General features: G+C 44.9%; 11 protein-coding genes. 8 read left to right on the forward strand and 3 right to left on the reverse strand.

The genetic code is table 11. The features are described 5' to 3' along the window. Positions 1–19: 19 nt before the first annotated feature. Positions 20–1,594 carry a M48 family metallopeptidase gene (locus C8268_RS19170; RefSeq protein WP_158702784.1) on the reverse strand — a complete coding sequence of 525 codons (1,575 nt, stop codon included), beginning with the start codon at positions 1,592–1,594 and terminating at the stop codon, positions 20–22. Positions 1,595–1,996: 402 nt separating this feature from the next. Beyond that, entirely contained in the window at positions 1,997–2,197 is a 201-nt protein-coding gene (locus C8268_RS19175) for a copper ion binding protein (protein WP_106769146.1), read from the reverse strand. Positions 2,198–2,565: 368 nt separating this feature from the next. On the opposite strand from C8268_RS19175, the gene tnpA reads away from it, so the two are divergent. From tnpA to C8268_RS19205, 6 genes are all read left to right on the forward strand, one after another. Next, the gene (tnpA, locus tag C8268_RS19180) at positions 2,566–2,964 is read left to right on the forward strand and encodes an IS200/IS605 family transposase (protein WP_106767840.1); all 399 of its coding nucleotides are present in this window, start codon (positions 2,566–2,568) and stop codon (positions 2,962–2,964) included. A gap of 11 nt (positions 2,965–2,975) precedes the next feature. Beyond that, positions 2,976–4,127, forward strand: a complete 1,152-nt coding sequence (gene tnpB, locus C8268_RS19185; protein WP_106769147.1) for an IS200/IS605 family element RNA-guided endonuclease TnpB — start codon at positions 2,976–2,978, stop codon at positions 4,125–4,127. 196 nt (positions 4,128–4,323) lie between these two features. Further along, on the forward strand, positions 4,324–4,941 hold the full coding sequence (locus C8268_RS19190) for a DUF5317 domain-containing protein (RefSeq protein WP_106769148.1): 618 nt from the start codon (positions 4,324–4,326) through the stop codon (positions 4,939–4,941). A 221-nt stretch (positions 4,942–5,162) separates the two neighbouring features. Further along, a complete protein-coding gene (locus tag C8268_RS19195; RefSeq protein ID WP_106769149.1) occupies positions 5,163–7,013 on the forward strand; it encodes a bifunctional diguanylate cyclase/phosphohydrolase in 1,851 nt (616 codons plus the stop codon). A gap of 81 nt (positions 7,014–7,094) precedes the next feature. Further along, positions 7,095–7,325, forward strand: a complete 231-nt coding sequence (locus tag C8268_RS19200; RefSeq protein ID WP_106769150.1) for a hypothetical protein — start codon at positions 7,095–7,097, stop codon at positions 7,323–7,325. Positions 7,326–7,439: 114 nt separating this feature from the next. After that, a complete protein-coding gene (locus C8268_RS19205; RefSeq protein ID WP_106769151.1) occupies positions 7,440–8,576 on the forward strand; it encodes an ArnT family glycosyltransferase in 1,137 nt (378 codons plus the stop codon). A 193-nt stretch (positions 8,577–8,769) separates the two neighbouring features. Here C8268_RS19205 and C8268_RS19210 read toward each other — a convergent pair whose 3' ends face one another. Beyond that, entirely contained in the window at positions 8,770–8,955 is a 186-nt protein-coding gene (locus tag C8268_RS19210) for a hypothetical protein (protein ID WP_106769152.1), read from the reverse strand. Between the two features lie 161 nt (positions 8,956–9,116). Between C8268_RS19210 and C8268_RS19215 the strand changes: the two genes are divergently transcribed. Further along, positions 9,117–11,600 (forward strand): UvrD-helicase domain-containing protein, encoded by a 2,484-nt coding sequence (locus C8268_RS19215; protein WP_106769153.1) that lies wholly within the window; start codon positions 9,117–9,119, stop codon positions 11,598–11,600. 261 nt (positions 11,601–11,861) lie between these two features. Next, complete coding sequence (locus C8268_RS19220; RefSeq protein ID WP_106769154.1) at positions 11,862–13,382, forward strand: MDR family MFS transporter; 1,521 nt, start codon at positions 11,862–11,864, stop codon at positions 13,380–13,382. Positions 13,383–13,443: the final 61 nt, after the last annotated feature.

Genomic DNA, 13,443 nt, shown 5'->3' on the forward strand with positions numbered 1-13,443 from the left:
TACGATTCTGCCATAGCGATTACCGCTCTTTCCGATCCGGCAACGATTCCCTGAAACGATCTTTCCACCAGTACCGCCAGGCACCCGTCAGACTTCCTGGATCACGGTTCTCTAAAGTCCATACGCGCCAATAGAGCGGAGGATGTGAGGAAAGCTGAAACTCAACCCATCGCCAAAACCACGAATCCCTCTTTGTCACAGAGTTATCTTCCCGTTCTTTTACATTGATGTCGCTTGTTTCATCGATATTGTCCCCGTTTGACAATCGGTAGGAAAGCATTTTGCGATGATCGTCCAAATCCGCTTGTGCAAGCTGTCTTAGCGCTTTGGCCATCTGCCGCCGCGTTTGCGGAACATAACGTGAACCGATATCGTCGGCACGCACTTCCATCATCTGATAAACGATCGATTGCAGCACACCAAAAGCTAGCAGCAGAAGCACGATCACCCCAAAAGTTATCCATGTTGACTGAATATCCATCGTTTTGAACCAATCGGCCGTTAGTAAAATCGCAGTTACGAGCAGAACAAACAGAAGAAGCCGCCAAATTTGCCCGACCGGCACATCGCGTTTCTTGACATGAACTGCTTCATGCGCAACGATGGCGGCAACGACCGGCATTGGAAAACGCATGACCGACGATGTGAGCACAATCATTCCCCTCCCAACGTTCATGCCTGTAGCGAATGCATTATTCACTTGTGTTTCCGTGACGAACAGCTTCGTACGAGGCAGCCCGGCTTGCTCCAACACGCTCCGTATGGAAGGATCGAGGTCTTCCTTGCTGATCTCCCTTACGTCCAGCATGACGCCGATCAGCCGATCAGTCAGGTAAACGTTAACGATCCACCAGAGCAGTATCGCGGTGACAGACATCCATTCCGGAACGTTCAGGAAATGAAGGAGCAGGAAAAGTGCGCTGTAGGCGGAGATTCCTTTGACGGTAACAGCAAAATAACCCTTAGCCAAAAGCCGCTTCCAGTTGCTCTGATGAAACAGTGGATGTACCTCTCTTGACTCAACCTTAGCACTATCTGGCATATGCGCAATAAGTTCGCTAGCCAGAGTGCTGCTGTCATCGAATGTAAAGTAGAGGGTCTCGCCAGGAAGAGCAAGAGCGAGCACCTCACCATTGTTCGTCGTATAATCCGTATTTTTGCCAAAAAACAAAAAAAGCGGATGCAGTTTCAACAGATCCGGCCTATTCTCCCTGATGACCCCTTGTACATCTTTCAGCGGGATCTTGCGTGATAAAGTGTCTGTCATGACGAACAGATGGCCGCTCTCCTTGGTATAGTAAACATGCAAAGTGGTGAAATGTATCATTCGATTCATCATATTATTAGCCACTTGAATGAGCCCGACTAGAGCGAAAAATTGCAGGAACGAAGTCACAGGCAATAAAACGATCAGTATCATTCCAATCGAAGCGACACCAGCAATCGCTAAGTCAGACGCTATTCTTCCCCATCTTCGCGTAAGATGAATTGGTTTGGCCTGCAACGCCTTCACATTCGCTTCAAGCTCACGCCTCTCCTGTCGCTTGATAGAATCGAAAGGCAGAAAGGAATAGCCCTGAACAGCAAAAATCAACAGGATGAACATCTCCGATAACGAAAATAGATAAAAAAAGCCGATCACCGAACCTAAACAAAGAACGATGAAGATTGAATCAGCCCATCGCCTGAACCACTTTGAAGCGGCTTGACTAATGATGTCGATCAACAATCCCATGATGAAAGCGATGATGATATTCGGGATAGATGGAAGAATACGATCACCTCCCTATAAATAACACTTCCCGAATCGTTTATACCAAACAACGAAAAAATGCGATGCAAACACAGCTTCAGTATATCAACGAAGTAAACGGATCGCCACAGATGGTTAAACAAAAGTTACCATACGTTCTCGCATTGCAAGAATAAGCCTCTTAAATCTCATAAAAAAACCGCCAAGCTGCCATACAGCCTGACGGTTACGGGTTAACCAAAGCTAAACGATATCGTATCCTTGTTCTTCAATCGTTTCTTTGATTTGTTCTACCGTTGTTTTCGCTTCGTCATATTCTACAGTCACTGTTTTGGAATCAAGATCCACTTTACCGGACATCCCTGCGTTCTTCAAGGCACCTTCAATCGAACTCACACAATGGTTGCAAGACATACCTTCTACATTTATAGTAACTTGTTTCATTTGTCATTCCTCCCTGCTCAATTATGGCCTCATTATACTATACCCCCCGAAAGTATGTAAAGCGAGTGGATTGCCCTTGTCTGCACATAACTTTTTTAAATGTTCTACATTCATTTACTATAGTCCCCAGGAAAATTTGCACAAAAAATTTATTGTAAGTCAGATGATGCTGTACAGCCCCTATTGTGCTGGTATAATAATCTATATTTTATCGTTTTCCGACAGAAGACTCCCACTTCAAGGAATATGTAGGGCGTATCCCAATGAGTAAGAGAGAGATGAATGTCAGTTAGGCGTAAGGCTAAAAGTTGTCCCTTTTTTACGCTATGATATAATCAGTCTTATACAAAAAAAGGCTGATTATATCCATGAAATTACATAGTAATAACCATTCAGTGTTCTTGATGTACTACCACCTTGTATTCGTTGTTAAATACCGTAGAAAAGTCTTTGACGACGAAATGTCTGACTATGCAAAAGATATGTTTATAAAATTAGGCAAGAAATACAACATATCATTAGTTCAATGGAATCATGATTTTGACCATATTCACATTCTATTCAAAGCACATCCAAACACTGAATTATCAAAATTCATTAATGCTTACAAGAGTGCAAGTTCACGAATGATTAAAAAAGACTTTCCACAAGCAAGAAAAAAATTATGGAAAGAAATGTTTTGGTCAAGAAGTTTTTGTCTACTAACTACGGGTGGTTCTCCCATCAACATAGTTAAAAAGTATATCGAAAATCAAGGACTAAAGTGAGGTGAAAAGCAATGTTGGTCAACAAAGCATACAAATTCCGTATCTACCCAAACAAAGAACAAGAAATCTTAATCGCAAAGACTATTGGCTGTTCTCGTTTCGTATTTAATCACTTTTTAGCACGTTGGAACGATACATATAAGGAAACAGGCAAAGGATTAACTTACAATTCATGTTCTGCCGAATTAACGCAGTTAAAAAAAGAATTAGTATGGTTGAAAGAAGTCGACAGCATTGCTATCCAATCCTCACTTAAAAACCTTGCCGATTCGTATTCACGGTTTTTCAAGAAACAGAATAAAGCACCACGATTCAAGTCTAAAAAGAATAAAGTACAAACCTACACAACAAAGCACACGAACGGCAATATGACGATTGTAGGAAACAAAATCAAGTTACCCAAACTTGGATTAGTCAAATTTGCAAAAAGTCGTGAGGTTGAAGGTCGTATTCTTAACGCTACAATCAGACGAAATCCAAGTGGTAAATACTTTGTATCCATTCTTGCTGAAACAGAAGTGCAACCATTCGAAAAAACAGGTTCTTCTGTCGGTATTGACGTTGGTCTTAAAGATATTGCGATTCTTTCGACAGGGCAAATATTTGGCAACCCTAAATGGTTTCGCACATTAGAAGAAAAACGAGTAAAAGAACAACGTATTCTGTCTAGACGACAGGAATTAGCATTAAAACGAAAATGTAAACTAGATGAAGCAAAGAACTATCAAAAGCAAAAACGTAAAGTAGCGCGTATTCACGAAAAAATAGCTAATGCAAGAACAGACTATTTGCAAAAAATCACTACAGAAATCATCAAAAACCACGATGTAATCGGTATCGAAGATTTGCAAGTGTCAAAAATGCTAAAAAACCACAAGTTAGCAAAAGCAATCAGTGAAGCATCATGGTCGCAATTTAGAACCATACTTGAGTACAAAGCAAAATGGTATGGCAAACAAGTAGTTGCTGTATCCAAAACATTTGCTTCCAGTCAACTTTGCTCGTGCTGTGGCTACCAAAATAAAGACGTTAAGAATCTCAACCTTCGTGAGTGGGATTGCCCTTCTTGTGGCACGCATCACGATAGAGATATGAACGCAGGACAAAATCTAAAAAACGAAGCTATAAGGCTTCTAACCGTAGGAACTACGGGGATAGCCTAATCAATAACTGGCGGTTACGCTGGTGTTCTTAGGAATCACCCACTTCAAACAGCTCGTAAGAGCGTTAAGTGGGGGTAGTTCAACAAAAAGAGATATCCTTTTTGTCTATTTTAAACAACAAAAAGAGGAATTCCCATTTATATGTCGAATATACAAATAAAAGTAATCTCATGAACCAGGAAAGAAGGAACCGATTATGGTTTTTGACGGTATAATCCTTGGTCTGATTGTCGGACTGTTTCGGGGAGGCCTGCGTCACGGCTTGCTTCAGTTTAGCAAAATTCGGTTAAAGGGCGGCTGGATCTTCCCAATCCTGCTGATCATCCAATTGATTATTTTTAGGTTTCAGGAAAGTTCCGAATTCGTGGCGTTCGCAAGCGGTTACATTTTTATGATCATTTATATCGTCGGCCTGTTGTTTCTGTGGATGAACCGCGATCAGAAAGGCTTTGGAAGCATTCTGGCAGGTGTGTTTCTCAATTTTCTGGTCATGGCCGTCAACGGCGGCAGAATGCCGGTATCACTTGAGGCAGCTTCCGTACTTGATCCCTACTATGTGGATATGCTTACAAACGGAACCGTCATAACCAAGCATTTCTTGCTTGATGATTCAACTCTTCTGCCTTTTCTTGGCGATATCATTCCGTTATCTGCCCCTTATCCGAGAACACAAGCGATCAGCATCGGTGACATTGTGATGAATATAGGTATTTTCATATATATCGTACATTTGATGAGCGGCCACAAGAATACCTCTGATTCGGATGGTGAGCAGACAAAACCTTCTGACCATATAGAACCGCAAAATGTCTAAATACATCAGAACAATTTGAAAGGAGGGAACGATATGAAAAAAACAGATCAAGTTAAATATTCCCGTATTGTTTTCAACACTGTTATCGTAGTATCCGTTCTCGTAGCACTGACATCCGGCTTCAAATTCGTTTAAAGGTTATTTAAAAGAACTGGCTATTGATAGCCGGTTCTTTTATGTACACCGGACACCATCATTGTTTAGCCAAGGAGATAATAAGTATGTCCATATTGAAACGGGCTCGTACCAAACAGTTGAATGCAGGCCAGTGGTACTTTTTCATCATATCTGTCATTGGAATCGCCGTTTTTATTTCCGTCAATCAGGCGGACTTCTTTCACTATTCCCTGAATGATTGGACTTGGTTATACGCTCTGGTCGGTGCGACACTCATTTTAGATTACTTCACCTTCCGGCTTCCTCCACAAGGAAATGGACAATCTATGGATTCATCGGTCTATTTGGCTTGTGTCTTCATCTACAGCGCTCCTTACGCCTTGTCTGTCTGTCTTTTAAACTTCTTCATCCTTTCATTATATAACCGCAAAACTCCTTTTTTGAAGAAGTTAGTTAACTTTTCAATGTACGTCTTGATGATTACTGGCTCATCCATCGTCTTCTCTGTAACAGGTGGTGAAACTGGACCTATCCAAAATGAAAACATCCTCTCCTATGTAGCAGCTCTGTCTGTTTATTTTTCTATCAACGTATTATTGATCGGTTTCTATTACGTCATTCTGATGAAAAGCACCCTTTGGGAAGCGTTGAAAATATTTTTCAAAGATATTATCGTTGTCTATCTCAGTACACTGATTCTATCTCTTGCCTTGTCCATTCTCATATTTAGCAATGGCATATTTGGCCTTGCACTGTTTATTGCGCTCAGTGCGATGCTCTCTTACTCATTTAAGCAGCTGTTTACGATGTACAACGAAATTCAGGAAAAAGTGATTATGGATGAGCGCACCGGATTGTTTAATCACAGTTATTTCGAGAGCTTGCTGGATACGGAATTCAACAAATCGAAATCAGCAGGAACTTCACTGTCCCTTGCGATGATGGATATAGATGATTTCAAGAAATACAATGATCAGTTCGGTCACCTGAAAGGAGATATGCTGCTCGCATTTTTGGGCCATTTTCTGAAAAATGAATGTAAGCCGACGGAGATGATCGTCTCCCGTTTTGGCGGTGAAGAATTTACGATTCTAATGCCTGGTTATGATGAGAACAAAGCCTTGATTTTTATAAATCGGCTTCGTAAAAAACTGAACGACACTTATTTTGATGGGGCTGAAATTTTTCCATCCGGCTGTCTTTCTTTCTCTGCGGGAATCGCCAGCCATCGGGACGATATTCATGATAAAGCACAGTTGATAGACTTGGCAGACCAGGCTCTTTATTACGCCAAAAAGCAAGGTAAAAACAGCGTCCATGTATACGGTAGCGGTTCTGCCCAGGTTCACGAAATTGATTTCGCAGAAGATGTACGCGATATTGAACAGCAGCTGAGGTTGTTTCTTTATAAAGATGTAAACACCTTCAAACATGCCAAACGTGTTTTCCGTTATGCCATGGATATGAGCGAAGTTCTTGGTCTGGACTGTATTGAAAAACGTCAATTTACGCTTGGCGCACTCATTCACGATATCGGAAAACTGGAAATTCCTTGGGAGTTATTAAATAAAAAGGAACAGCTCACCTCTTATGAATGGGAAATGGTAAAACGTCACGTCATCTGGGGAAAGCGAATCGCCGAAACCAATGACAAATTTAAAGATCTTGTACCGTATGTCGAGCTGCATCATGAACGATATGATGGCGACGGCTATCCTTACGGATTTAAAGGCACTCAAATTCCAAAATTATGCCGTATGCTCACGATTATCGATTCTTTTGACGCTATGACGACAGAACGGCCTTATCAGAAAACCAAAACTTTTGAAGAAGGCATTGCCGAATTGAAGAGATGTTCTGGAAGCCAGTTCGATCCCGAGCTGGTAGAGCTGTTTATCGGCTATTTAAACAAGCGTATGCTGGAGCAGCATCAGCCTGCTGCTGAGTTTACATGATACCCCCTCTTGTTTCCCTATGTTTGATATTTGGCCAAATTAGGTATAAAGAGAATATCAAGCGAAAATGAGGTGAGATCATTGGCTGATAAGAAAAAAGACCTCCCGCTCGATAACGGGCCGGGTCATACGGATCATCCCGAACAGATCCCTACCGAACAGGAAAGCTTGTTCGACCGATTCGAAAGTGAACAAAACGTCGATCCAATCCCTATGGAAGATTTGAACCTGGAGAAACAGGAGGAGAAGCTGCGGGACGGTACATCAAAGCATCGCTCTTCAACTGAAAACAAGTACAGTAACGATTTTTAGCAGATTTGCTGCCGCTGCCGATGACTCCGTTTTCTGACGGAGTCTTTTTATTTGTTTTGGTTTTATTTAATATTAGAGGAGATAACATTATGCACTTAGAGTGGAGTGGACAAATTGTTTTCAATCTGGTCCTTGAGTCGTTTAAATCGAAAACTGCTGCTTTTCATTATTGCCGGCGTGTTTCTGATGTCGTGTCTCTTGATTATTGCAGGCGGGAAGAACGGACCGCAGGGCGCCATTACTCAAATGGAGCAAAAGTACATCCAAAGCGCGGCCATGATCAGCCATGCTGATCGCGGGGAAGACTCCTCTGTCGTTATGCCGGGTGTGCCGCTTATGATCGCCGGACTAACCAAGCTATTAGGCGATGAAGGGTATGCGTTTGCCGCCTACCGCTTTATCCAGGCCCTTTTCCATGCTTTGTCGGTATATCTGGTCTTCGTTCTATCCCGATATATGTTTAATACGCCAACTGCATTATTAGCCAGTCTTATCTATGCTCTTTATTGGCCAGCCTACGGCGTTGTTCGCCTTATACTGCCGGATACGACGATGCAGATGCTCATGCTGCTGCTCGTATGCGCCGTAATCGGAGCGCTCGAATACAGGCAGGCAGGCTGGTATATCGCCGCAGGCGTGCTTACAGCCCTGGTCGCCTGCTTCAACCTGCAAGCGCTGCTGTATCCGGTTCTCTTTGTCATCCTCTGGTGGAAGTACCGCAGTCCATGGCGAACGGTCATCAGCGGAACCTTGCTGATAACGTTTGGATATTTTCTGGTCATGTCGCCCTGGTGGCTCAGCCTACCGGTCTTTGAGAAGTTGATGTACCTTCCGGGACCATGGAATATCGCGCCGCTGTGGGTGGATGCACGCTTCATCGAAGGCAATCCGCTAATTCACCTGTACCGCAGTGTATTCGGAGGATTGTCCACTAAATATGCGGGGCGGTTCGGAAATGAAGAGGCCCGGAAAGTTGTTCAATCTGCACTGGATTTCGTGCGGCTCATGCTACTGTATGCCGGCGTTGTTGGACTGGCCTGGTCCGTCTGGAAATATCGGCTAAAAAGGCAACTCCCTGCTCTGTTGACGCTGCTATATTTCATAGCTGCTGACTGGCTCGTTCCGAGCCTGGACGGAACAGGGTTTCCGTACGGTGTGTTCCTGCTTCTGTATACGGCCTTTCTGGCAAATAAAGCGGTTATCTATGCCCATAGATCAAGGCTACACAGAGGGTCATCGCGTCATTCATAATATGTAAAGCAAGCACATGAAGCCGTAGATACCGCATAGCGTTTGGAATCAATGTGTTTGATCATTGACTGACATCGGGTGGATTGGGAGGAAAAATAGCGATGCTTAAGCTTAGGGAGCTTCCACAACGCTGAAAGCTCCCTGAGTTTATGACTATCTTTATATCGCTCAATTCCAGCAGTACAACACATGCTTAAGAGATATCTGACACGTCGAACTTTCCCTTGCCCTCTTTTGCCTCTCGTGCCTCCTTCGCCTTTCGGTCCCTTTCAAGCGCCTCTTCAGCCCAATCCCTAGGGGTTCGCGTAGGGATTTTACTATTGATATGCAAGAGTAAAAATATAATGATAAGCTGCAAAACAATGACAACTCCGATCATAGCCTACCTCCTTATTTTCCCGTTCCCATATTCCTATTTACTCTTTTATACTATAAACACAAGTTCCATGGTTAGGTTTGCGGCATTTTCTTTGCCACGAGATCAGCAATTGCGGTACACTGGATAGACATGACGATTTTAATGAACGATTGGTGAGTAAAATGACATCCATACCTTTTTATAAACGTCCTTTCGGAAGTGATCGTAAAGATCTTCCGTTCGCTAACCTCGCTTCTTCCAAAAGCAGCGGGGATCTGGTAAGCGACCAAGCCGCAGATGCGGCTTTTTTCCGCGGTTTGGAATCGCAAGGATTATACCTGAATCGCGCTCAAATCGAAGCGGTTCGCCATATGAACGGTCCTCTTCTGACTTTGGCGGGGGCGGGTTCTGGCAAAACCTCTGTCCTTGTCAGTCGTGCAGGATATTTAATGGCTGTCGGTAATGTCGATCCCTCTTCCATCCTGCTCGTCACCTTTTCTTCCAAGGCAGCAGCAGAGATGAAAGAACGGATTATAAACCTTCCGGGCATTTCTCCTAAAGAAAGTGCAAAAGTTACAGCCAGAACGTTTCACTCTTTTTTCCTGTATTTACTTCGGACACGCGGGTTCCGTCAGGAGATTCTGAGCAATTCCAGACATCAGCAGTTTATAGTCAAACGAATTTTGCGGGAAATGGGACTTCAAGACAGCTATGAAGCAGAGACACTTCTTTCACTATGGTCCGCATACCGTATGAACATGATCGGTCTTGATGAGCTTCCGGTTCGTACGCCGGCAGAAATTGAGCAGAGACAGATTTTTGCCCGTTATGAAGCGTGGAAGGAAGAGAACGGCCAGATGGATTTTGACGATATTCTTGTATTATCCTGCCGTTTGTTGACACAAGACAACAGGCTGCTTACGTCCCTGCAGCGTCGCTACCGTTATGTGATGGTGGACGAGTTCCAGGATACCGGCCTTCTCCCGTATGAACTGCTGAAAATGATCGTTAAGCCTCACGCCAACCTGATGGTTGTCGGAGACGATGACCAGACGATCTACAGTTTCAACGGAGCCCGGAATGAATTTATTCTGGAATTCGATAAAACCTTTCCCGGCGCCAAGATCGTAACGCTGGACATCAATTATCGCTCCCTCTCCAGCATCGTTGGCTTGGGCAACGAGATCATACGCGAGAACAAACGCAGACGGATCAAAAAACTTCAAGCTACCCGCAAGAGCGGAAACGTCCCGCTGTATTTGCGGCCGGGTGATCCTGATGAGGAAGCCGAACTGCTGTTGAAGCACATGTTGGCAGAGGTAAACGAAGGCCGAAAATGCTTCAGCGATTATGCGATTCTTTACCGTACGTTCAACAACAGCCGGGCGATGTTTGAGCAGCTTGTTATGAAGCAAGTACCCTTTATTCATTATGAGCAGGGAGATCTGTTCTATGAGCAGTGGATGGTCAAACCGGTTATGGACCACCTTCGCCTTTCACTTGACCGACGGAATTTCAAAGCTATCGAGGGCATTTTGAATACATTGTATATTAATCGGGACAAGGGCATGGCCTTTATCCGGGAGAAGGATGCCCCCCGGCCCAAGAAAGGACCGATCGCCCATCTGCTCTCCTATCCTGGACTGAAAGATTTTCAAATCGAACAAATCCGGGAGCGGTCCAAACTGATTAAATCACTGAAAGCGCTGGAGCCGGCAGATGCAATCCGCGAAATCCGGCTTCGTTTCTATGACAAGTTTCTGGAAGCCGACAATGCGCACGATCTGACGATGCACAAAGAATTCATTCAAGAAGGACTCGACGAGTTAGAAGCCTCAGCCAAACGGTTTAAAGATGTACCCTCTTTCATCGATTTTGTAGATCGCCTGATTGAGGTTCATCGTGAAATGGCTGCGATGAAAAAAGATGACGCAGCGGACGCCGTGAAACTGATGACGATTCATAAAGCAAAAGGACTCGAATTCCCGTCCGTCTGCCTGATCGGAGCCTCCGAGGGCATATTGCCGCATACGTCCGCTTTGGAAGCCGAGCATATGGATGATACCCATCCGCTTGCCTCCAAGCAGGAAAAAGGGATTCATGCGCTGGAAGAGGAACGTAGACTCGCATATGTTGCCGTTACCCGTGCCAAAGATGAGCTGATTATCAGCTCTCCGGCTTATTACCGCGGCCGTAAGGTAGAAGTGTCGCGCTTCCTGCAAAGCGTGTTCCAAACCTCTAGCCCAGATACGGATGCTAAACAGCCTTCCGATGGAAACTCTCGCCCCCAAAGTCATTGGAGGCAAAGAACCACAGAAGTTCCCGCGTACAGCGCTCGTTCTGGAAGTTCTTACAAGGGAGCTACTCAAGACCGTTCGTCCCGCCGATCCGGTAGCCATCGGCCGAAGAGCCGTGCCGAGACGGAAAAGCTTCATGCAACGGTTCAATCCAGCCCTTCCACCAAAAAGGAACAACGACCAGCCCCCGTCCGTACCGAGTCCGTACGCGCATGGCTATGCACCGGGACAGGCTGCAAAGGCTGGCAGCGCATAAAATACAGTTCTTCCGAAGCGAAAAACAGCAAGAAATGCCCACTATGCGGCTCTCTCATGAAAATAGGAATGAAGGAGGCCACCGTTTCGATAGAGCAAACGATGAAACGGTAAATCTGCTAAGTTCAACACCAAGCCAGTTATTTATGTGCCTTTCGCATATAAATAGCTGGCTTTTTGTGTTTTTGTATATAGTTGGTGTCATGGAGAGTACGCTCATAAAGCTTTCGCTCGTGACGAATATTTCACCACGCCATTCAACATAATGTGTATTCAATCACATTTCATTTATTCTTGCTATTCACCGTCCATTGCGGCTAAAATAGAACCACTGTTCATAAACAAATATATACATAGTAAAGGAGCCACCATTTCATGAATGCTCAAAAAAGCAACATCAAGCTCGTGGTAGCCGGACTGCTGCTCGGCATTCTCATGTCATCGATGGATAATACCATCGTCGCTACAGCCATGTACACGATTGTTAAAGACCTTGGCGGTTTCGATCAGATCGTGTGGGTAACCTCGGCATATATGGTTGCCGTTATGGCGGGTACGCCCATCTTTGGCAAGCTTTCCGACATGTACGGCCGCAAGCGGTTTTATATTTTCGGGCTGGTCGTTTTTCTGGCTGGTTCCATACTGTGCGGTATGGCCGATACCATGCTGCAGCTTATCATTTTTCGGGCCATTCAGGGGATCGGCGGCGGCGCGCTCATGCCCATCGCGTTTACCATCGTATTCGATTTGTTCCCACCGGAGAAACGAGGCAAAATGACCGGCTTGCTCGGAGCGGTATTCGGGACTTCCAGCATTATGGGCCCGCTGCTCGGTGCGTTTATTACCGATAATATCGGCTGGGAATGGATATTCTATGTTAATCTGCCGATCGGCATCGTGTCCCTTATCTTCATCTTGATCGCCTATAAGGAGACACTCTCCCATGTGAAGCAAAAAATAGACTGGATCGGTGCTGCCACTCTCGTCGGTGCCGTTATCTGTTTAATGTTCGGGCTGGAGCTGGGCGGGAAAACCTACGCATGGGATTCACCTCAGATCATTAGTCTTTTCGCCGGATTTCTGGTTCTGTTCATTATCTTTCTTATCGCCGAGTTTAAAGCGGCAGAGCCGATTATCTCATTTAAAATGTTCCGCAAAAGATTGTTCGCATCCAGCAACGCAGTAGCGTTATGTTATGGCGCAGCGTTCATCGTTGCTACCGTGTATATCCCGATCTTTGTGTCTGGAGTTTATGGAGGAACCGCAACAAATTCCGGCATGATCCTCATGCCGATGATGATCGGCAGTGTATTCGGGAGCCAAATCGGCGGACTTTTGACAACCAAAACGTCATTCCGCAATATTATGATTTTCTCTGTCATCTGCTTTATTGGCGGAATTTTCAGCTTAAGCACGATATCACCGGAGACGCCAAGAACGATGCTTACCCTATACATGATCCTGACGGGTGTTGGAGTCGGTTTCTCCTTCTCTGTGCTCAGCATGGCTTCCATTCATAACTTCGATATTCGCCAAAGAGGCGCAGCAACGTCAACGAATTCCTTCCTTCGTTCACTAGGAATGACCGTCGGCATTACGATCTTTGGCATCATTCAGCGCAATGTGTTCACAGATAGACTCGCAGCCGGAATGGCTGGTAGCAGTGCACCGGAAGGTGTATCGTTTGATGCGGATTCCACTTTCTCACCGGACATGATGGACCAAATGCCCCCAGCTGTACGTGAGCATGCCATTTCATCGCTGGCTGAATCGATAGCCCAGGCATTTATGTGGGCGCTCGTGCCAGCGGTACTAGCGTTACTGTTCATTCTCTTCATGGGCAATGAAAGGGTTGAAGTGAAGCCAAAGACTACCAAGCAAGCCCGTGGGCAGTAATTAGCTCTTGACAAGAAAAAGGCAAGATCCTTTTCGCGAATACCGGGATCTTGCCTTTTTG

This window comes from Paenibacillus faecalis (genome assembly GCF_900289175.1).
Lineage (GTDB): Bacteria > Bacillota > Bacilli > Paenibacillales > Paenibacillaceae > Paenibacillus_AQ > Paenibacillus_AQ faecalis.

Excerpts from the sequence above, each read along its gene's own strand:
- C8268_RS19175 (WP_106769146.1), bottom strand. The coding sequence starts at position 2,197 with ATGAAACAAGTTACTATAAATGTAGAAGGTATGTCTTGCAACCATTGT.
- tnpA (WP_106767840.1), top strand. The coding sequence starts at position 2,566 with ATGAAATTACATAGTAATAACCATTCAGTGTTCTTGATGTACTACCAC.
- tnpB (WP_106769147.1), top strand. The coding sequence starts at position 2,976 with ATGTTGGTCAACAAAGCATACAAATTCCGTATCTACCCAAACAAAGAA.
- C8268_RS19190 (WP_106769148.1), top strand. The coding sequence starts at position 4,324 with ATGGTTTTTGACGGTATAATCCTTGGTCTGATTGTCGGACTGTTTCGG.
- C8268_RS19195 (WP_106769149.1), top strand. The coding sequence starts at position 5,163 with ATGTCCATATTGAAACGGGCTCGTACCAAACAGTTGAATGCAGGCCAG.
- C8268_RS19210 (WP_106769152.1), bottom strand. The coding sequence starts at position 8,955 with ATGATCGGAGTTGTCATTGTTTTGCAGCTTATCATTATATTTTTACTC.
- C8268_RS19215 (WP_106769153.1), top strand. The coding sequence starts at position 9,117 with ATGACATCCATACCTTTTTATAAACGTCCTTTCGGAAGTGATCGTAAA.
- C8268_RS19220 (WP_106769154.1), top strand. The coding sequence starts at position 11,862 with ATGAATGCTCAAAAAAGCAACATCAAGCTCGTGGTAGCCGGACTGCTG.